This window comes from Halocatena pleomorpha (genome assembly GCF_003862495.1).
Taxonomy (GTDB): Archaea; Halobacteriota; Halobacteria; order Halobacteriales; family Haloarculaceae; genus Halocatena; species Halocatena pleomorpha.
The window spans coordinates 58,914-77,904 of record NZ_RRCH01000031.1 but is presented as its reverse complement, the minus strand read 5'-3'; the positions used below and the strand labels follow the sequence as shown (position 1 = coordinate 77,904).

The 18,991-nt window shown below is 60.8% G+C and carries 22 protein-coding genes; 12 read left to right on the top strand and 10 right to left on the bottom strand.

What is annotated here, in order from left to right:
* Window positions 1-48 precede the first annotated feature (48 nt).
* Both EIK79_RS14555 and ygfZ read left to right on the top strand, forming a co-directional pair.
* Window positions 49-363: a DUF6432 family protein gene (locus tag EIK79_RS14555; RefSeq protein WP_124955949.1), complete on the top strand. Its 315-nt coding sequence runs from the start codon at window positions 49-51 to the stop codon at window positions 361-363.
* A gap of 51 nt (window positions 364-414) precedes the next feature.
* Window positions 415-1,506, top strand: coding sequence for a CAF17-like 4Fe-4S cluster assembly/insertion protein YgfZ (ygfZ, locus tag EIK79_RS14550; RefSeq protein WP_124955947.1), 1,092 nt, complete (start codon window positions 415-417; stop codon window positions 1,504-1,506).
* A 38-nt stretch (window positions 1,507-1,544) separates the two neighbouring features.
* Here ygfZ and EIK79_RS14545 read toward each other — a convergent pair whose 3' ends face one another.
* On the bottom strand, window positions 1,545-2,435 hold the full coding sequence (locus EIK79_RS14545; RefSeq protein WP_124955945.1) for a coiled-coil protein: 891 nt from the start codon (window positions 2,433-2,435) through the stop codon (window positions 1,545-1,547).
* Window positions 2,436-2,758: 323 nt separating this feature from the next.
* Between EIK79_RS14545 and EIK79_RS14540 the strand changes: the two genes are divergently transcribed.
* Window positions 2,759-3,208, top strand: coding sequence for a DUF371 domain-containing protein (locus tag EIK79_RS14540; protein ID WP_124955943.1), 450 nt, complete (start codon window positions 2,759-2,761; stop codon window positions 3,206-3,208).
* 29 nt (window positions 3,209-3,237) lie between these two features.
* Window positions 3,238-4,047: an endonuclease III domain-containing protein gene (locus tag EIK79_RS14535; protein WP_124955941.1), complete on the top strand. Its 810-nt coding sequence runs from the start codon at window positions 3,238-3,240 to the stop codon at window positions 4,045-4,047.
* Window positions 4,048-4,053: 6 nt separating this feature from the next.
* Here EIK79_RS14535 and EIK79_RS14530 read toward each other — a convergent pair whose 3' ends face one another.
* Window positions 4,054-5,226 carry a 3-dehydroquinate synthase II gene (locus tag EIK79_RS14530; protein ID WP_124955939.1) on the bottom strand — a complete coding sequence of 391 codons (1,173 nt, stop codon included), beginning with the start codon at window positions 5,224-5,226 and terminating at the stop codon, window positions 4,054-4,056.
* 100 nt (window positions 5,227-5,326) lie between these two features.
* Between EIK79_RS14530 and EIK79_RS14525 the strand changes: the two genes are divergently transcribed.
* Complete coding sequence (locus EIK79_RS14525; RefSeq protein WP_124955937.1) at window positions 5,327-6,010, top strand: HAD family hydrolase; 684 nt, start codon at window positions 5,327-5,329, stop codon at window positions 6,008-6,010.
* 15 nt (window positions 6,011-6,025) lie between these two features.
* Here EIK79_RS14525 and EIK79_RS14520 read toward each other — a convergent pair whose 3' ends face one another.
* The 5 genes from EIK79_RS14520 to EIK79_RS14500 form a co-directional block, all read right to left on the bottom strand.
* Window positions 6,026-6,820 carry a 2-amino-3,7-dideoxy-D-threo-hept-6-ulosonate synthase gene (locus EIK79_RS14520; RefSeq protein ID WP_124956033.1) on the bottom strand — a complete coding sequence of 265 codons (795 nt, stop codon included), beginning with the start codon at window positions 6,818-6,820 and terminating at the stop codon, window positions 6,026-6,028.
* 28 nt (window positions 6,821-6,848) lie between these two features.
* Window positions 6,849-7,682, bottom strand: a complete 834-nt coding sequence (gene trpA / locus EIK79_RS14515; protein ID WP_124955935.1) for a tryptophan synthase subunit alpha — start codon at window positions 7,680-7,682, stop codon at window positions 6,849-6,851.
* Window positions 7,675-8,928, bottom strand: coding sequence for a tryptophan synthase subunit beta (trpB, locus tag EIK79_RS14510; protein WP_124955933.1), 1,254 nt, complete (start codon window positions 8,926-8,928; stop codon window positions 7,675-7,677). The genes trpA and trpB overlap by 8 nt, the downstream gene beginning before the upstream one ends.
* On the bottom strand, window positions 8,925-9,692 hold the full coding sequence (trpC, locus tag EIK79_RS14505) for an indole-3-glycerol phosphate synthase (RefSeq protein ID WP_124955930.1): 768 nt from the start codon (window positions 9,690-9,692) through the stop codon (window positions 8,925-8,927). Before trpC ends, trpB begins: the two co-directional genes overlap by 4 nt.
* A 170-nt stretch (window positions 9,693-9,862) precedes the next feature.
* Window positions 9,863-10,285, bottom strand: coding sequence for a hypothetical protein (locus EIK79_RS14500; protein ID WP_124955928.1), 423 nt, complete (start codon window positions 10,283-10,285; stop codon window positions 9,863-9,865).
* Between the two features lie 171 nt (window positions 10,286-10,456).
* Between EIK79_RS14500 and EIK79_RS14495 the strand changes: the two genes are divergently transcribed.
* On the top strand, window positions 10,457-10,909 hold the full coding sequence (locus EIK79_RS14495) for an MGMT family protein (RefSeq protein WP_124955926.1): 453 nt from the start codon (window positions 10,457-10,459) through the stop codon (window positions 10,907-10,909).
* A gap of 70 nt (window positions 10,910-10,979) precedes the next feature.
* Here EIK79_RS14495 and EIK79_RS14490 read toward each other — a convergent pair whose 3' ends face one another.
* Window positions 10,980-11,201: a hypothetical protein gene (locus tag EIK79_RS14490; RefSeq protein WP_124955924.1), complete on the bottom strand. Its 222-nt coding sequence runs from the start codon at window positions 11,199-11,201 to the stop codon at window positions 10,980-10,982.
* A gap of 418 nt (window positions 11,202-11,619) precedes the next feature.
* Between EIK79_RS14490 and EIK79_RS14485 the strand changes: the two genes are divergently transcribed.
* The 3 genes from EIK79_RS14485 (at window position 11,620) to EIK79_RS14475 (ending at window position 14,163) form a co-directional block, all read left to right on the top strand.
* Window positions 11,620-12,507 carry a rhomboid family intramembrane serine protease gene (locus tag EIK79_RS14485; RefSeq protein ID WP_124955922.1) on the top strand — a complete coding sequence of 296 codons (888 nt, stop codon included), beginning with the start codon at window positions 11,620-11,622 and terminating at the stop codon, window positions 12,505-12,507.
* Window positions 12,508-12,509: 2 nt separating this feature from the next.
* The gene (locus EIK79_RS14480) at window positions 12,510-13,265 is read left to right on the top strand and encodes an endonuclease V (protein ID WP_124955920.1); all 756 of its coding nucleotides are present in this window, start codon (window positions 12,510-12,512) and stop codon (window positions 13,263-13,265) included.
* Window positions 13,266-13,341: 76 nt separating this feature from the next.
* Complete coding sequence (locus EIK79_RS14475; protein ID WP_124955918.1) at window positions 13,342-14,163, top strand: SDR family oxidoreductase; 822 nt, start codon at window positions 13,342-13,344, stop codon at window positions 14,161-14,163.
* A gap of 93 nt (window positions 14,164-14,256) precedes the next feature.
* On the opposite strand, the gene EIK79_RS14470 is transcribed toward EIK79_RS14475, so the two are convergent.
* Together EIK79_RS14470 and EIK79_RS14465 are read right to left on the bottom strand one after the other, a co-directional pair.
* Window positions 14,257-15,372, bottom strand: a complete 1,116-nt coding sequence (locus EIK79_RS14470) for an ArsA family ATPase (protein WP_124955916.1) — start codon at window positions 15,370-15,372, stop codon at window positions 14,257-14,259.
* 64 nt (window positions 15,373-15,436) lie between these two features.
* Complete coding sequence (locus EIK79_RS14465; RefSeq protein ID WP_124955914.1) at window positions 15,437-16,540, bottom strand: pyridoxal phosphate-dependent aminotransferase; 1,104 nt, start codon at window positions 16,538-16,540, stop codon at window positions 15,437-15,439.
* Between the two features lie 222 nt (window positions 16,541-16,762).
* Here EIK79_RS14465 and EIK79_RS14460 point away from each other — a divergent pair, with 222 nt between their 5' ends.
* The 3 genes from EIK79_RS14460 to EIK79_RS14450 all read left to right on the top strand — a co-directional run bounded on the left by EIK79_RS14460 (window position 16,763) and on the right by EIK79_RS14450 (window position 18,916).
* Window positions 16,763-17,458, top strand: coding sequence for a helix-turn-helix domain-containing protein (locus EIK79_RS14460; protein ID WP_124955912.1), 696 nt, complete (start codon window positions 16,763-16,765; stop codon window positions 17,456-17,458).
* 42 nt (window positions 17,459-17,500) lie between these two features.
* Window positions 17,501-18,256, top strand: coding sequence for an alpha/beta fold hydrolase (locus tag EIK79_RS14455; RefSeq protein WP_124955910.1), 756 nt, complete (start codon window positions 17,501-17,503; stop codon window positions 18,254-18,256).
* Window positions 18,257-18,373: 117 nt separating this feature from the next.
* Window positions 18,374-18,916: a CinA family protein gene (locus EIK79_RS14450; RefSeq protein ID WP_124955908.1), complete on the top strand. Its 543-nt coding sequence runs from the start codon at window positions 18,374-18,376 to the stop codon at window positions 18,914-18,916.
* Window positions 18,917-18,991: the final 75 nt, after the last annotated feature.

Below are 18,991 nucleotides of genomic sequence, written 5' to 3'. Positions count from 1 at the left end.
TCGATCGCCTACACTACTGTTAATAGCAACCCGGTAATACGTGTACGCATGCGAGCGAAGCGGGAGTTTCGTACCCGCAACGAAACGGAAGTCGCTGTCCTCGACACCCTCGTTGAGCGATCGGACGACGGCATGACCGTCCTCGAACTTCGTTCCCGGGTCGATGTCGAGATCGACGTTCTCGAAACGGCGCTTTCGTCACTCAAAGACGATGGACTCATTGCAGCTGAACGCACTGACGATCAGCTCGTGATCACGCCCGTCGATCGCGTGATCCCGGACGAACAGGAGACTGACCACACCCAATCACCACTTGATCATCTACGAGAACGCCTGCCCGACAGCCTCCGTGGCTGGCTCTGAGCGTCGCGTTCGATCGGGCCGTTCATTTGGGTTCGGAATCGATCTTGCAGCATGACTGTTCTTGAGTCGGTCCACGCAGACCACGGCGCGACGTTCACCGAACACAACGGTGCCCGCGTCGTCGCGGGGTACGGTCGTCCGGACCGCAGCCACCGCGCGGTTCGAAACGTCGTCGGCGTCATCGAACGCGGGTATGGAATCATCGAGATCACCGGCGCCGACCGGATTAGCTACGTCGATAACGTCATTTCGAACAGCGTGCCACGCGACGATGGCGTCGGATGTTACGCGCTGGTGCTCGATCCCCAAGGCGCGATCGAGACGGAGCTGTACGTGTACAACGCGAACGATCGGCTGCTGTTGTTCCTCCCGTTCGATCGGGCACAGCCGCTCGTCGAGGAGTGGCAGTCGAAGGTGTTCATCGACGACGTGGAGATCCGTCTCGCTGCGGATCTCGTTGTGTTCGGTGTCCACGGTCCGAAAGCGACTGAAAAGGTCGCTTCGGTGTTGACCGGTCCCAGCGTCCCTGAGCGACCGCTTTCCTTCGTGCGGGGAACGATGGGTGATATCGGTGTCACCGTCATCGCAGGCGACGGACTGACCGGCGAAGAAGGGTACGAGATCATCTGCGAGGCGGCGGACGCCGAGCGAGCGTTCGATACGCTCGTCAACCACGGCCTGAACGCCGCTCCCTTCGGCTACACGACGTGGAACACACTCACGCTCGAAGCCGGCACGCCGCTGTTCGGTACCGAGCTTGCGGGCGTCATTCCGAATGTTGCCGGCGTTCACGCTGCGATCGATTCCGAGAAAGGCTGTTACGTCGGTCAGGAAGTCGTCGCGCGCGTCGAAAACCACGGCCAGCCCTCCCGACGACTCGTCGGGCTGGCTCCTGAAGGGGTTCCCCCGTCGGGCGCGTCGGTCCGTGCTGGGGACACTGTCGTTGGTGAGGTGACGCGGGCGGCCCAAAGCCCGTTGAGAGACGACCCGATCGCGCTCGCGTACATCGATTTCACGGTCGACACGACGGAACTGACCGTCGACACTCCTGCTGACTGTGCCGCCTCGGTTGTCGAACTGCCGTTCGTAACGGGGAGCAGCCGATCGCTGCGGCTCCCGGACTACGAACGTGCGAGTCGATAGCCAACGTCTCTAAACGATCACGACGCGTCGGATCGGCGTTATAACAGGCCGGATTTCTGGAGTTTCATCAGATCCTCGGTATCGAGGGTTTCGCCTTCCTTGAACTTCTGGTAGATGTCTTCGGCTTCCGCGCGCGCTTCCTCGCGTTTCTGTGCGCGCTCGTCCCGACGCTCTTGTTCTTCTTCCTTGTCGAGTTCGCGCAGGCGCTTTTGTACCCGAACGAAATCCTCGTGGTGGCGGTCTGCGGATTCTTGGGCCTCCACAAAGCGTTCGTGGGCTTCGTCGGCCTCATCACGGATGTCGTCGGCTTCCCGGTAGGCCGCGATCATCTGGTTGTGATGCTCTTGGGCCTTGTCAGCCAGCTCGGTCACTTTCTGGTGATGGGTGCTCGCTTCCGAACGGATCTCCTTTGCCTCCTCGCGGAGCTCCTCGATGTCGCCACCCTGATCGAGTTTTTCCTTCCGCTCTTGGTACTGGTCGCGTTTGGACTCGATCTTCTCGATGAGTTCCCGTTCGTCCTCCGAAGAGAGTACTTCCGTCTGCTGACGGAATTCGAGCTGTTCGATCTCCTCTTCGAGTTGCTCTAAGCTCTCTCCGTCGTCGAGATCGAGTTCGGATTTGGTCTGATCGACCTTCGAGAACAGCTCGTTCGCCTTTGCGTTCAGATCGTTTCGTTTCTGTTTGTGCTCTTGAACGTCCGAGTTCAGTTCGTCGCGTTTCTCGCGGTGGTGCTGGGCTTCATCGACTTTTTCACGGGTCTTGGCGTTCAGCTCGTCCCGCTTGGATGCACGCTCCGAAGCTTTCTGATTAAGCTCGTTACGTCGGTCTCGGAGTTGACCTGCACGTTTGATCAACTCTCCTTTGGATTTGTTTTCGAGTTCGTCGTCTGTAAGGTCTACGTTCTTGGATTTATCGATTGACTGTGCCATGATTGGTTTGAGTGCTATCCATTACCGCCGCTAGCGATAGCAGAGGCCGAGCGTGGGTAACAACCGTCGAATAAGCAGTGTTCCGTTTCATTCTAGTCGCCAAACGATGCCCCTCGAACCGCTAGCGGCGTTCTGGTATTAACCAATACAGATACGATCTACTTAAACCTTTCTCCAGCAAAAACCGGTAAAACCCCTGTACGCGGCTGTCTCAAGCCCGGTAACGGCTAGCACGGTTTAACGATGACATATAAACTATTCGAACGTCTTCGGGGGAGGGGGGAACGAACGGATGAAGGTGATCGAGATGCGCTGTGGTGATGATGAGCAATCGAGACGCGACCCCTGAATCAGATCTCGGTTCGGAGCGCGTTCGTGCGCAGGGTCACGAACACGTAACGGCCGAACACGCGAGCACGCTCGAAGTGACGAGCGATGATTGGCTCACGCCGGCCGGCGACTGTATCGTAGCGGTTGAGGCTGACCGGGTGCCGGCCGATTTCAGTGCGGCGTTCGTGACGGCGTGTCGAAAGCCGACAGCGACCATCACCGCGACGTTCGCCGCTGGCGAGTACGAACAGACGGTAACCGGCCACGGCCACCCCGATCTCACGTTCGAGAGCGATCGGAGTATGGTGCTCCGGACGAGCGAGTACGTCGATGACCGCACCGTGATGGTGGGTGCAGACACAGCTGCAGCGGAAATGGACCGGGAGCTGGTCGACGCGCTCGCGTCCGGAGCACAGTTGCGCGTGACGTTTGTGGTCGAATAGGGTTTGTGGCTGCCGTTCTGAGTGGGTGTATGACCGAGGAGCCTCACACGAACATCAGCGGTGGTCAGTCGGATGGGGACCGATCCCCAGCGTTCGAGTCCGACGCCCCAACGACACCAGCTGCGGCGGTCGTGGACCGGCTCGGGGAGCTATACTGGCAGAAGACCTACGGCGGGCAAGACGCCTTCGAGTGTCTCATCCGGACGATCCTCAGCCAGAACACGAGCGACGCGGCAAGCCAGCCCGCTCACGACGCGCTCGTGGATCAGTACGGCGACAGCGGTCTCGCCACCGCGCTTGCGAATGCCGACCGCTCGAAACTAGCGGAAACCATCTCCTCTGCGGGACTACAGAACCAGAAGTCGAACACGATCATCCGGATCGCAACGCGGGTGTGTGAGGAGTACGGCGACGCTGCGGCGTTCGATTCATTCGTGCAGGATGGTGCGTACGACGACGTTCGGGACGCGCTGCTCGATATGAAGGGCGTCGGACCGAAAACCGCAGACTGCGTGTTGTTGTTCGCCAGCGGTCACGACGGCGTGTTCCCGGTCGACACCCACGTCCACCGCGTCTACCGACGGCTCGGTATCGCACCCCCCAATAGTGACCACGACGCCGTCCGTGCGGTGCTCGAAGAAACGGTACCGGCAGCAAAATGTGGCTTCGGGCACACCGCCAGCATCCAGTTCGGGCGGGAGTACTGTACGGCTCGAAAACCCGCCTGTTTGGATGATCCTGAGGCGTGTCCGCTTGGCGATGTCTGTGACCGCGTAGGCGTCGATCCCGACACCGGCGAGGTAGTCGATCCCGCCGACGCCTCGATCGATATGGAGTAACTTCTACTACTTCTCGATGATGGTCTCCTCGACGGCCTCCCCGAAGTGGCGCGCGGTGTCCTCGTGATACACGAGCACCGTATCGTCCACAGAGAGATCGGTGACAGATTTTCGGCCCTCGGGCGTGGCGACTTTGATGGTTTCTGCGTTCTGAAGCAGCGTTTCGATCATGTCACCCTCGACTTCGGCCTGAACACGAAACATCGGGCGGCGCTCGATCTTCGCCCGCCCGACCACGGCCTCGCGGGTGTTGCCTTCGGTGTCGACGATCTGCACCGTATCACCGCTGCCGAGTTCCGAGAGGTATTTGGTGGTTCCGTCCGGCGTTCGGGCATACGCGTGAACCGCTCCCGCATTCACGCGGAACGGACGAGACGCCACATAGGGCGAGTCAGCGGTTTCGGCGTGAACGAAAAACAGTCCGCGGCTCATGCTTCCGACGAGCATCCCTTCCTCGTGTTCAAAGAGACTTCCCGTGTCGACACACACCCGATCAGCCGAGCCGATCTGCTCGATATCGGTCACTCTCGCTGGTTTGAGATCCAGTGTCTCGCGCCCGATGGCGTCCCGGACTTCGACTGTCTGCCGGATCTCGTCGGGATCGTCGGTGTCGAGCAATACGCCATCCGCCCCCTGTTCGAGCGTCTCGAAGGCCGTCTGGGCCTCATCCGCTGTTTGTACGCCTGCGATGAGCGTCGTCTCCTCACCGATGCGGGCGATGAGATTTTCGAGCGGGATGATCGTCCAGTCCTCACCGATGACGATCGTGTACTCGGCGTGTTCGGCCGCGGTTTCCGCGAACGCTTCGTACTCCTCGCCACGGATGCGGACGAACGCCCCGTTTGTCGGGTCGTCTTCCCGCTGTAGCAGGGAAATATCCGCCGAGCCGGAATGTTCGCCCGGCAGATCGAGCGTTCCATCGCCCTCGCTGTTCTTCCCGGCAACGAGTGCGTCGGGACGATCGTTCTCAGTTGGTTCTCCCTCGGCGTCGGTCGCGGGTGCACTGTCGGTATCCAGTGCTGCGACGTTTACTGTGCCCAGTTCCCGAACACGTCCTACGTCCTCTTTCTCGACGAGCACCCAGTCGACGCCGGCTTCCAACCCCATCGTGATCCGTTTGCGTCGGGTCTCCCAGTCTCCGACCTCATCGTCTGCTTTGAGCCAGACGGCACGTGTCATGACCGGATGGTAGACATGAACCCTATTGAGCATGGTGAATCGTGACTGGTCGTGACGCACCGGCGATAGATTTTTACATAATGAAAAGAGAGAATTACAAATGGCGATTACGACGGTGTTGTTCGATCTCGACGGGACGATCTGTGAGCAGTTACGGCCGACTGACGAGCGCCTAGCGAGTGCGTTTGAGCGCGCCGGGATCGAGCCGTTTTTCGGGGTGGGCGATATGCGTCGCCAGATGACAGGGATCGACGCTGACAGCGCCGACGAGTTCCGTCGGCGGCTGTTTCGTTCACTCGCTCAAGAGAAAGAAAGAGCCATGAGCGTTGCCGACGATCTCGTCACCGCCTACGAGGAGCCGGATCCGACGGACGTTCGGTTTCGGGCGGGAGCACGGACGGCGCTCAAAACGATCGCAGCAGAATACCGTGTCGGTCTCGTGACCAACGGCGGACGGGACACCCAACAGACGAAACTCGAAACGCTCGGGATCGATGACTCGTTCGACATAACGGTATTTTCCGAGCCGGGGCGGCCTGCGAAGCCGGCCACGGAGCCGTTCGAACGGGCACTGTCCCCGCTCGACGCTCGCCCTCAGGACGCGGTTCACGTCGGTGATTCGATCGGATGCGACGTCGCTGGCGCACACGCTGCCGGACTCGAATCAGTGTGGGTGCCACACGACACATCGCTCCGGACCGACGCGGTCGCCGGAATCGATTCACCGACGATAACGCTCGACGGCGTCTCACAACTTCCGGGCGCACTCGATCGATACCGGTGAGCTGACCAGGATCAGTTACGCTTCGATCGTTAGCCCTGCTCGTTGCAGCGCTTCCTCTGCGGTGCGGTCCTCGTGAACGACATCCACAACTGCGCGCGTGATGGCCTCGGGATCGTCGTGCTGGAAGACGGTGCGTCCCATCGAGACGCCCGCCGCTCCGGCGTCCATCGCTCCACGGACCGCTTGCAATGATTCGTAATCCGTATCGGGCTTTCCACCGGCGATGACGACCGGCAACGAGGTGGCGTCGGTTACCTGCTCGAAGCTGCCCGGATCACCGCTGTAGGCCGTTTTGACAAGGTCGGCCCCGAGTTCTTCCCCAAGCCGAACCGCGTGAGCGAGCGCGTCGGCGTCGTGTTCGTCAACGCCTGGACCACGGGCGTAGGTCATCGCCAACACTGGCAGGCCGAACTCCGCCGCGCGCTCGGTGATCTCCGCGAGATCCTCGATCTGCTTTGGCTCGTGGTCGCTGCCCACGTTGATATGCATCGACACCGCGTCAGCACCGCGCCGCAGCGCGGCTTTCACCGTCCCCGTGATGCGTTTGTCGTTCGTATCGGGTCCGGAAACAGTCGATCCATTGAGGTGAACGATGTACCCCGCGCCGTTTGCGTTGCCATGGACGCGCTCAGCGATCCCTTTCTGGGTGAGGACGCTGTCAGCCCCACCGTTGGTGACCGCGTCGATCGTCCGTTCGATTCGTTCGAGACCAGTGATGGCCCCGAGTGTGATACCGTGATCCATCGGGACGATTACGTATCGTCCCCCTGTGCCAATCCGTTCGAGACGTGCTCGTACTCCTGTAGTCATGATCATGTTACTGTCTACCAGGCCTCGTTCAAAGCCGTTCCGATCGTGGCTGTCCTTGTTCGATGATTCCGGCGGTGAGTTCTCTCGCTTTCGCTTCAAGACGCTCAGCGGTTTCCTCGGTCGCCAGATCGTTCTCATACCCCTCGGCAACGATATCGACCAGCGCGCTCCCGACGATGATGCCGTCGGCACCCGCAGCCACGATTTCGCCCGCCTGTTCGCCCGTCGAGATACCGAAGCCGACCGCGGCCGGAAGGTCGTCTCCGTCGAGTCGGTCGAGGCTGTGGCTCGTGCGGTCGCTCACGTCGCTGCGCGCACCCGTTACACCGAGGCGCGCCTGCACGTAGACGTAGCCCGAACTGTGCTCCAGCAGGGGCGTGAGGCGTTCGTCAGTGGTCGTCGGTGCGACGATGAAAATGAGATCCAAGCCGAGCGCGTCACACGCCGTTCGCAGGGGTGTGGCTTCCTCGACCGGAAGATCCGGCGCTATCAGGCCGTCGATTCCGGCCGCCGCCGCGCGCTCAACGAACGGCCGTGGACCGTCTTCATCTCCGTACTGGTAGATGAGGTTGTAGTACGTCATACAGACCAGCGGCACGTCCACGTCGAGCGCTTCGACGAATTCGAAAAAGCGCTCGGGCGTCATCCCGCCTTCAAGCGACCGAACGATCGCCTGTTGAATCGTTGGTCCCTCCGCGATCGGCTCGCTGAACGGGAGACCAAGTTCGATAACGTCTGCCCCGCCGCGTGCAAGCGCCTCAACGTATTCGATCGACGATTCAAATGTCGGATCGCCCGCCGTGAGATACGGGATGAACGCCGGACCGTCTTCGAACGCTGCGGTGATATCGCTTTCACGCATTCCGATCATCTCCCGTGGTGGTCGAAAACACGTCCATCTCAGGTGCTTCCGGAACGTCGTGAGTAGCGGTCTCTTCGAGAACGGTTTCGAGATCCTTGTCGCCACGGCCTGACACAGTGAGCACGACCCGCTCGCCCAACTGTTCGGGTGTCGCCGTTTCGAGCCACCCGACGGCGTGGGCGGTTTCGAGGGCGGGGATGATCCCCTCTGTCTGTGAGAGCCGGTGGAACCCTGCCAGTGCGGTCTCGTCGTCCACGGACTCGGGTGTGACCCGCTCCGTTTCGACGAGGTGAGAGAGTTCGGGACCGACGCCGGCGTAGTCCAACCCGGCTGAGACGCTGTGACTCTCCATGATCTGTCCGTCACTGTCCTGTAGGACCCGTGTTCGTGCGCCGTGAAGCACGCCCTCGGTGCCGGTCGTAAGCGACGCGGAGTTGGGAGCCACGCCGCGCTCTTCATCGACAGCGAGCGAGGAGCCACCCGCCTCGATCGCGTACAGGTCGACCGATTCCTCATCAAGGAAGTGGTGGAACGTCCCCATGGCGTTGGAGCCACCGCCTGCACACGCGACAACGCTGTCGGGTAGCCCTCCTGTCTGTTCGTGGAGTTGGTCTCGGATCTCTTCGGAGATCACCGCCTGAAAGTCGTCTACCAACTGCGGGAACGGGTGGGGTCCGACGACCGAACCGATCACGTAGTGGGTGGTTTCGACGCTCTGTGCCCAATCGCGCAGCGCTTGGCTGATCGCTTCTTTGAGCGTGCCCCGGCCGACATCAACGGGCGTCACCTCGGCGTCGTTGAGCCGCATTCTGAAGACGTTTGGGCGTTGCCGATTCGTGTCCGTCCGCCCCATGTAGATCTCACACGGCATGTCGAGGTGGGCGGCCGCCATCGCCGTCGCGGTGCCGTGTTGGCCCGCACCCGTCTCCGCGATGATCCGCTCTTTGCCCATGTATTTGGCGAGCAACACCTGTCCGAGCGCGTTGTTGAGTTTGTGGGCACCGCCGTGTACGAGATCCTCTCGTTTCAGGTACACCGACGTTCCGTACCGCTCAGAAAGCTTCTCGGCGTGTTGGAGCGGCGTCGGTCGCCCGCCGAACGCGCGCAATCGCTCGCGGAACTCGTCCATGAACCCGTCTTCGTTGTCCAACACGTACCGTTGGTACGCGTCGGTCAACTCCTCAAGCGCTGGCATCAACGCCTCTGGAACGTACTGTCCGCCGTATCGTCCGAACGTTTCGTTCATGCTCGTGTTGTCAACCGCTGTGTATTCGCTTCCACGTCACCGTCCATGATGGCGCTGCCGATCAACAGCCCGTCAGCGCCCGCTCGGCGCATTCGTGCGGCGTCTGCCTGCGTCGTGACGCCGCTTTCAGCGATCAGCGTCACGCCGTCGGGCACGTCGGGGGCCAACCGTTCGAACGTCTCCAACTCCACTTCGAGGCGAGCCAGATCTCGGTTGTTGATCCCGATGATCGTCGCGTCCGCGTCGATCGCGCGCTCTAGCTCGGACTCGGTGTGGACCTCGACGAGCACCTGAAACCCACGGTCACGGGCAGCTGCCAGCAGGGTCGGGAGATCGTCGACGAACCGAGCGATCAGCAACACCACGTCGGCTTCGACGGCGTCTAACTGCGATTCCCGAACGATGAAATCCTTCCGGAGCACCGGCACATCGACCGCCTCCCGAACCCGCGTGAGCGTCTCGGTCGAACCGCCGAAATGGTCCGGCTCTGTCAACACCGACAGCGCCGCCGCTCCACCGGACACCATCTGTTTGGCGAGCGCGACGGGGTCGTCCGTACGCGTCCCCTCTGTCGTCGGACTCGTCGGCTTCACTTCCGCGATGACCGGAACGCGATCGTTTCCGACCACATCGAGCCGGTCTGGAAGTGACCGAGGACGAACGGAGACCCGCTCGCCCGACACCGACCGCTCGCGTGCACTAGCCAGAATAGACGCCACCGCGGGAGCGAGATCACTACTTTCTACTGCCGTTTCATCATCCATTATTGTACGCTAATGCACTTATCTGTACATAAGGCTTGCGTTGGACTTTCCGCCAGCGCTAGCCGAGAAACACCACCCAGTCCGTGAAGAACTCCTTCGTGACGGCCATCAAGCTCGTGAGTTGGAGTTGCCAGAAACCGCCACGACGAATCTGGATTCCACCGGCTTTCTTACTGTACTGATTCAACCCGCCGTTGTCGGCCCAACCGGACTACCCATTCAAGAGCTGTGAGTACCGCGATTCCAACGAGTGCGTAGGGTCCATACAAGATGCCAACGTACAGTGCGGAGACACCGACACCCGTCGTTACCCCGAGAAACGCCCAATAGGCAACATAGCAGACGAACCCAATGATCGGTGCAACAAGCGCATACCGTATCCGGAGAAAGACAGGACCGCCGACGAGTAGGAACGTGCCGACGATAGCTATCAGCCCGAACTCACTCAAGAAAGCAGCACCAGCTCGGTCCCACAGGTCAGAGAGACGCCAGACGCCGGCCGCCAGTCCGGCGACGGCGAGCACAGCCATGCCTCCGGCCCACGTGAGAACGGCAGCAGTGATCGCCCGGCGAGTACGGTCGTTGATGACCATGTATGATAACACGTAACTATGTCTGATAACTCTACCGCGAGCAGCCTCACCGCGGCCGCGAATCCGCACAGCGCCCGTGACTCCAGAGCCGTCACTCTTTGAATCGGGAGTTTCAACGTCCTCGACACAGCTGATCGAATCGTTCAAGCCGCTGTTTGCTGTACGATCGGTATGGACGAGGAGGGAGCTGGGATTTATGTCCGCGAATCGGCCCATCTCGATCGGTACGTGCAGATCGGTGTTGTCGGTGGTCGAGTGATTTCTGTGGCGTTTCCAGAATCGCTACCGGAGAACGCGGCCCACGAGCATCCGCTGCTCGATCGGATCGTCGTGTATCTGAACGGCCGTGAGGACTCTTTCGAAGATGTCGAGACGGGACTGACAGTGTCGACGGACCACCGATCGGTGCTCGAATCGACCCGGAAGATTCCGTACGGGCAATCTGTCGATGTCGAACAACTCGCTCGAACCAGCGGACTCGACGCGGACGACCACGAAACTGTCCGGAACGCACTGCGAGCCAATCCCGTGCCGCTCGTGGTTCCCGACCACCGCGTTCGTGACACGCCAAGCGGCGCTCCGACAGCGGTCGAGCGCCGACTACGGGCGATAGAGGGGCTGTAGCTGTCGCTGTCGTTTGTACGACACAAAAAGCGAGGAATCTGTCTGACGATACGACGGTGTGACCCTACACCTACAGGAGATCCAAGCCGAGGTCTAGGAGGTCGTTGTCTTCGCCGTTGTCGATGATGACGTTACCAGAGTCATCAATATCGACGCCGTCGTTGTCAACGCCACAGTTGTCGTCGTCATGAGTGGTGTCTGCACTACTCGCCATAGCGGGTGTCGCGCCGGCTCCCACGATCGTGCCCAACAGCACGAACGCGACCAACGCAACGCGGATTGCTCGTTTCATGGGTATCGTCTGGGAACGGTGCCACGCTAACGATCGCCACTAAGGGCGGACCATGGCTGTATCCCAGTAGGAAATTGTTCCAACACATATATTATAAGCTTTACTATTGAGAGTCGATATAGACGAATACAATACAGTTCTTGTTAATCTATTCACATTACACGGCTTCCGCACGCTGTTTGTAGCTACCCATGAAATGATAGATATCCTAAAATACTGCGTTACATATTATACTGAACATGGGATAGCATCATTATCTATCGAAGCAGTCGGTTTGATACTACGTTTTCTGATAGATGCTGTCTGTGTCGGATGACGGCCGGATGTAGTTGTCTTGTGCGTCGTGAATGGACGCGGCCGATACACAGCAGTGTCTCCATCCCAAACCCCTTTGTTGGCTGTCCCGTATTTCGGGGTGATGCCGACATGTGATAATTGTGGGAAGCAAGTAAGTATGCCCTATCGGTGTCGTCACTGTGGTGGGACGTACTGTGGTGACCACCGGCTTCCCGAGAGTCACAACTGCTCTGGATTGGAGGACTGGGACAGCCCAGGCGGTGTCTTCGATAGCGGGTTCGACGACAGCGTGAACGAGTCAGAATCGACATTGCAAACGCGGCTCGCGGGAACGGGCGGGCTGTTGGGCTACTTCCGAGGGAACATGACGTTCGTGTTTCTCGCGATCATGGCAGTGGTCTTTCTCATACAGGAACTCTCAAAAACGGTCCTCACTGCCCAACTGTGGTACGCCCTGTTTACGCTGAACCCCGCCCATCCGTTGTACGCCTGGACGTGGATCACGTCGATCTTCTCTCACGGCGGCTTCTTTCATCTCCTGTTCAACGGAATCGTGTTGTTCTTCTTCGGGCCGATCGTCGAGCGGAAGATCGGATCGACGAAGTTCACCGCGCTGTTCTTGGGGAGTGGTATCGCCGCTGGCTTCGCCCAGATCGCTATCGGCTATCTGACTGGTGATGTTGCGCCGCTGTTGGGTGCGAGCGGTGCGATCATGGCCGTTATGGGCGTTCTCACCGTTCTGAACCCGGATCTTCAGGTGCGGCTGTACGGTGTCATTCCGATGCCGCTGTGGGTGCTCACGATCGGGTACGCCGCGTTGTCGACGCTCGGAATGATCGGTGGAGCGGCGGGTGGCATCGCACACGGTGCTCACCTCGCGGGGCTGCTCATCGGATTGGCGTACGGTCAGCGCGTGAAATCACAAGGAATGAGCGCTCCTGGTCAGCTCCAACTCGGCCGCCGCCGAGGTCCGGGTGGTCCAGGTCGTGGCCCGCGCGGCCCGTTCTGACGATGGCGGAGATCCGAGAGCGGTTCCGTCCCGATCCGTCGATGAACCGAACCCAGATGGAGGCGCTCCAGCGTGATATCGCCCAGACGGCCGTGTTCGAAGACGCGGTCGACTTCGATCCCACAACTGTCACAGTCGACACACCGACGCCGGAGACGCCGATCGTTGCTGGTGTGGATCAGGCGTTTCTTGACGATCAGATCGTGAGCGCGATCGTCCTCACCCGCGGTGAGACGGTTGTTGCCCGCACCCACACAACGACCCCGATCGAGTTTCCGTATGTTCCGGGATTGCTCTCGTTTCGGGAGGGCGGTCCGATTCTCGACGCGTTCGAGGCGCTGCCCACCGACCCGGATGTCATCGTGTTCGACGGCAGCGGACGGATCCACTTCCGTGAGGCGGGATTAGCCACTCACATCGGCGTGGCACTGGATCTGCCGGCGATCGGCGTGGCCAAAACGCTGCTCTGTGGACAGCCGGTGTCCTCGACGGCGGCGCTTGCCGCGGGCGAGCGGGTCGAAATCGTTGCCGACGAGACGATGAGTACACCGGACGGTACCACTGTTGGTCACGCGCTCCAGACCCGCCAGTACCCTAACAGCCACCGTATCAATCCGGTGTACGTCAGTCCCGGACACCGACTGAGCGCCGATACCGCCACGGCGATCATCGACCGGTGTCGCGGAGCGTATAAGCTTCCCGAACCGACTCGGCTGGCCGACGCTGCTGCCGACGAGGCCAAAGACACGATCGAGTGATGCTCGGTATGGTTCTGTTTTCCGATCACTGAACCGAAAACGGCAGTTACGTAGGGCCGCACGGAGAGTACAACATATGGACAAGACAGTACTCATCACCGGCTGTTCGTCCGGTGTCGGCCATGCGACCGCAACAGCGTTTCTCAACGAGGAATGGACGGTGTACGCGACCGCGCGAAACACCGACGATATCGAATCACTCGCGGACGCGGGGTGTGAAACTGCGGCGCTTGACGTGACTGATGAGGATTCAATCACGGCTGTCGTCGACCGTATCCTTGACGAACAGGACCGGATCGACTGTCTCGTGAACAACGCTGGCTACGGACAATTCGGTCCGGTCGAGGACGTTCCGACTGAACTGCTAGACGATCAGTTCAACGTGAACGTGTACGGACCCCACCGGCTCGTCCGTGCTGTTCTTCCGTCGATGCGCGAACACGGCACCGGAACGATCGTCAACGTCTCCAGCGTCGTCGGACGTGTTTCCGTACCTGGGATGGGCGTGTACAGCGCCTCCAAACACGCACTTGAAGCGCTGAGCGACGCGCTCCGAGTCGAAGTCGAAGACGACGGCGTCGATGTTTCGCTCGTTCAGGCTGGTCCCGTTTCGACCGAGTTCGCTGATCGGGCGGACTCCGAACTCTCGAAACTCGATCAGTCCGACGGCTACGACGCCGTCTACACGTTTTATGAAGACACCGAAGTGTTCGGGGGGCAATCACCCATCGCCGTCCCTCCCGAAACGGTTGCGGAGACGATCCTCGAAGCCGGCGTCTCGCCTAACCCCGACGCGCGCTATCCAGCTGGGTCGTTCGGGACACTGGCGCTCAAAACACGATTCCTCCCGGACGGCGTTCGTGATTGGGCGTATCGACAGCTCCTTCGGTTGCTGTGACGTGCTGCTCTTGGGCTTTCGTCCGGCGTCGTGACTGTCGTTCCCAAACAGGCGGTTCACGAGTGTCTGGCTGTACGCCGATCACGGCGAAAATCAATCCAGACACGTTGCAACCAGACGGAGCATCGAAGGACCACGGATCTCGGTCGCGAACAACGGGACGCGTTTGATCTCTCGACCCCGAAACACCGATTGGGCGCGCTGGAGTGCTTCCTGTTGACTCTCCCATCGGTGTTGACAGAACGTACAGTCGTCGACGTTGGGTGTCACAACCTCCCCCTGATCAACGCCCGAGAGGTGCTCGACGGTTTCGGTGACGCGGTTGACGACGATAGTACCGGTTGCGATCCCGAACTCCTCGAGCCGATCGAGCAGTCGCTTTGATTCGATGACGCTCAGCTGTTGGGGAACGAGCACCACCCGGAACTCCGTGCGATCCGGATCCCGGAGGACGGACCGAAGGTGTTCGATCCGGTCGCTGAACGCCTCCAACTGATCCATGCCGTCACCGGCGTCCGGCGCACCGAACGGTCCCGGCATTGAGCCGAGCGCCCCCCGCATCTGTTCGCGCAGCGAGAGAAAGCGCCCGACCATCGAATCCATGATATCGGGCAGAGACAGCAATCGAAGCGTGTGGCCGGTCGGAGCGGTGTCGACGACGACGCGGTCGAATCGGGGATCGTCGAAATATTCGAGTAACAGCTGTACAGCGGCCGTTTCATCGGCTCCGGGAAACATCGGTCCCGAATCAACAGCAGTCTGATCAGTCGGCCCGGTGTCGCCGCTTTCACCGTCCATTCCCATACCCATTCCCGTTCCGACCCCGAATCCGAACCCCTGTCCGTCCAGTCCATCGAACAGTCCATCGAGGGTTGCCCCGCCCTGTCCGTCGTTTGATTCGGGATCGATCTCCACGCCGTACAACGGGTGTTCCTCGCTGATGCGCGCCGGTTCGTTGGGAACCGGGAGTTGAAGGATATCTGATAACGAGTGCGCTGGATCGGTTGAGACGATCAGCGTCGGTGTGCCGTCGTTCGCGCTTGCAAGCGCTGTTGCGGCCGCACACGTCGTTTTTCCGACCCCGCCTTTGCCACCGTAGAGGACGTACTCCGGCGCGTCGACCCCGGAGGGGATGGTGGTTTCGTCCACCGTCGCCTCCTCGTCAATGGTTTCGATGGAATCGACCGCCTCGACCTCGATGTCGCTCATACGCCGACTATCCCGTCCCAACTTGTGTAGCCGTCGATCTCACCCTCCACAGCGCACACCGTCGTCAGCCGGATATGAAGGCTTCGAGCCGGGTAGCCGCGTCGTCGACTCGTTGGGTGACGAGCGCGAACCGGAACCAGTCCGATCGCGCCTGTCCGAACGCCTCGCCGGGCATCCCAGCGACGCCTGCCTCGTCGATGAGCTGTTTTGTGTTTTCGAGCGTTCCGGGAACGCCGTCGAACCGGGCGAGCACGTAAAAGCCGCCGTCGGGACGGGTGTACTCCGCCCCGATCGCGTCGAGTGCTTCGGTGAACGTTTCAATCCGGTCGCGCAGTCGCTCACGGTTTCGTTCGTAGTACGAGCGGTCGGTGTCCCGGAGTGCCCGGTAAACGGCGTGCTGGGCGGGACGGCTGCCGGCGACGTTCGTGAGCATGTGGCGGGTTCGAATCGACTCGACCAACCGTTCTGGGAGGATGGCGTATCCGACGCGGAGTCCTGTGATGCCCAGCGATTTCGAGAAGGAGTTCGTCACGATCCGGTGCTCTGAGTCGATCGACAGCGCGCTCTCGAAGGTGCCAGTGTAATCGAAATGGTCGTACACCTCATCGCTCACCACCAGCGCGTCGTTCGCTTCCGCGATGGCGACGAGCGAAGTCATCGTATCCCGGTCGTACACCGCTCCCGTCGGGTTGTTCGGGCTGTTCACGACGATCAGTGCCGTCTCCTCACTCGCCGCCTCGCGTACCCGGTCCGGATCGAGCTGTCCCGTTCGGTCCGCCGGAACGAACGTGGGTGTCGCCCCCAGCAGCCGCGTCCGGCCGGCGTAGTAGGGGTAAACAGGGTCGGCCAACAGCACTTCGTCGCCTGAATGGTGCTCTAAGCCAGAAGCCATCGAGAGGTGATTGGCTTCCCCAGCGCCGTTGGTGACGATGACCCGCTCCGTCTCGACGGCCCGCCTGTCAGCGATCTCTTGGCGGAGTTGTGACAGACCCGCGCTCGGTGGATATTGGAACTGGCTGGGATCGCCGCTCGCGTACTCGATGAGACCCTCTCGAAGCGCGTCCGGCGGTCCCCAGTCCGGATTACCGCTCACCATATCCACGGTGTCGCGCTCTGCCGCCGCCGCGTACTCCATGACGTGATAGAACAGCGGCCGATCGTACTCCATACCTTTCCTCGTGTGTGGCCGTTCCTGTCGCTTTCGATGCGGTCGAAAGGGACGCACGCGGGTGCCGTCGAGACGAACTGCATCGGATCCGTTACACACCGTTTTCGGAGACGACGACGGTCACGGTGGTCGCGTCCCGTCCCATCGGCTGTACTGTCCAGCCGTAATCGTACGACATCCGATCAATACGTGTATGTTCCTCTCGGTTCGTGATCGAGTGGGATGGGTCTCATTGCCGAATATCAGGTTACATACCGGCGGCTCCCGCTCACCGACGTTGCGACCGCCGTTCCTGAAATGACGCTCGATCTGACGGTGGGTCAGCCAAACCAGGCCGGCCTTCCGCCATTTGTCACTCGGGCCACGGGTGAGGCGTTCGGGGCATTAGAACGGGCGTTCGAGGCGTCGACGTTCGTTCGCTCCCATTCGCTGATTGCCCGCGGACGGAGCACACGGGAGTATCAGCTGCTGCCGGCGGCTTCCATGGAGGAACAGCTCGGAACCACTGTCTCTCAACCTGAACGGCTTCGGGCGCTGTCGGACAACGAGTCGATCGTCGAGCGCATCACCGTCGTCCCAGAGGGGTGGGTTCAACGGCGGTGGTTCGCTGACCGGGCGGCCTTTCTCGAATACTGTGCGTTCTGGCGCGAAAACGCCGCCTCGTTCTCCGTTCACCGCCTCACGGAGTCCACCCTAGGGGAGAGCCGGAACGAACCGACGAAAATGACCGACTGCCAGCGTGAGGCCTTGTACACCGCCTACGAGATGGGATATTTCGAGATTCCCAGAACCGCGACGCTCACAGAGGTTGCCACCACGCTGGGGATCTCCGCGTCGTCGCTGTCGGAACGTCTGCGGCGCGCACAGGCGTGGCTCATCGAGCACTCCCTTGTCGAGTATAAAAGCCCTCACAGATGAGAGAACGCCTTACCCAGACAGGTCTCCGACCGTCGTCCACCGATGCAGACAGTCACCTCAACTGATGGCGCGGAAATCGCCTACAGAGAAGTCGGAGACGGACCGCCGCTCGTGCTCGTTCACGGCGGCGGACTCGGAGAGAGCCTCTGGACGCACCTTCGTCCACAATTGGTCACAGACACCACCGTCGTCGCGCCGTATCGACGCGGCCACGGCCAAAGCGGCGACGCAGCGGCGTACAGCCTCGATCGAGAGAGTGACGACATCAGCGCGGTCGTGGAAAAGATCGACGGGCCACCAACCGTGTTCGGTCACTCCTTCGGCGGACTCTGTGCGCTGGAGGCAGCACGAACGACGCCAGTAGAGCGTCTCATCCTGTATGAGCCGGCGCTACTCGTCGGGAATCACAGGAACGACGCGACACTCGCGGCGGAGATGGAGTCGTTGATCGAGACGGGAGAACGACGCCAAGCCATGGCGCTGTATCTCCGGAAAGCGACGGGATTGGAGCACATCGATCACCTTCTCACTCCCGAAATGCTGGACCACGCCGAGATCGCTGTTCGACAGAACCGTGCGATCGAGCGGTACCGACTGGACGAGACGCTCGATCTCTCCGTGCCGACGCTGCTGTTGGTGAGCGAAGACGGTCCCGAACACCTCCGGGACGGCGTCCGAACGCTCCACGAGCGACTCCCGAACAGCCAACTGGTCGAATTAGAGGGCATGGGCCATCAGGGGATCGTGAGTGAACCCGAACGAGTGGCAGCAACGATCACGGCGTTCGTGGGGAGATAACGGCGTTTTGGAGCAACTGCCCCTCGAACAGCGATCCGTTTTTGTCGTGTCTGGAGGTGACCGCCCAGAGGTCCGATAGTGAGTGGATACATTGGCGTGGATCGTCTGCATAGCGGTATGTCACAGAACGATGACACCGAGGATCCGATCGAACGGCGCGTAGGGACCGCACTCAGGGCGGCGGACGCCACAGTTTCGGTGGCGGAATCCTGCACCGGTGGACTAGTCGGCTCGCTGCTCACAGACGTTCCGGGATCAAGCGATTACTTCGATCGCGCGGTCGTGACGTACTCCTACGGAGCTAAACGGGAGCTACTCGCTGTCACACGAGAGGCGCTCGACGAACACGGCGCGGTGAGCGAGTCGGTCGCCCGCCAGATGGCCCAAGCCGTCCGTGACACTGCCGGCACGACGTGGGGTGTCGCAACCACCGGCATTGCGGGACCAGAGGGTGGTACTGATGAGAAGCCCGTCGGGACCGTCTACATTGCTGTCGCCAACGCCGCACCGTGGGGATCGAACGACTCGAAGACCACCGTCACCCGGCATCTGATCGACAGTGTCGACGCGCGAACAGAGCGCAAAGAACGGTTCGCGCAGCAAACGCTGACTGACCTGCTTGATCGGATCAGAGCCGACAACAGAACCACTACCGTGTGAACTGAGAGCGGTGCTGTGGCTCCCTCAAGAACACCCTCGCTGGCACGTCTTCCGGCAGTTCGTGTCATAATCATA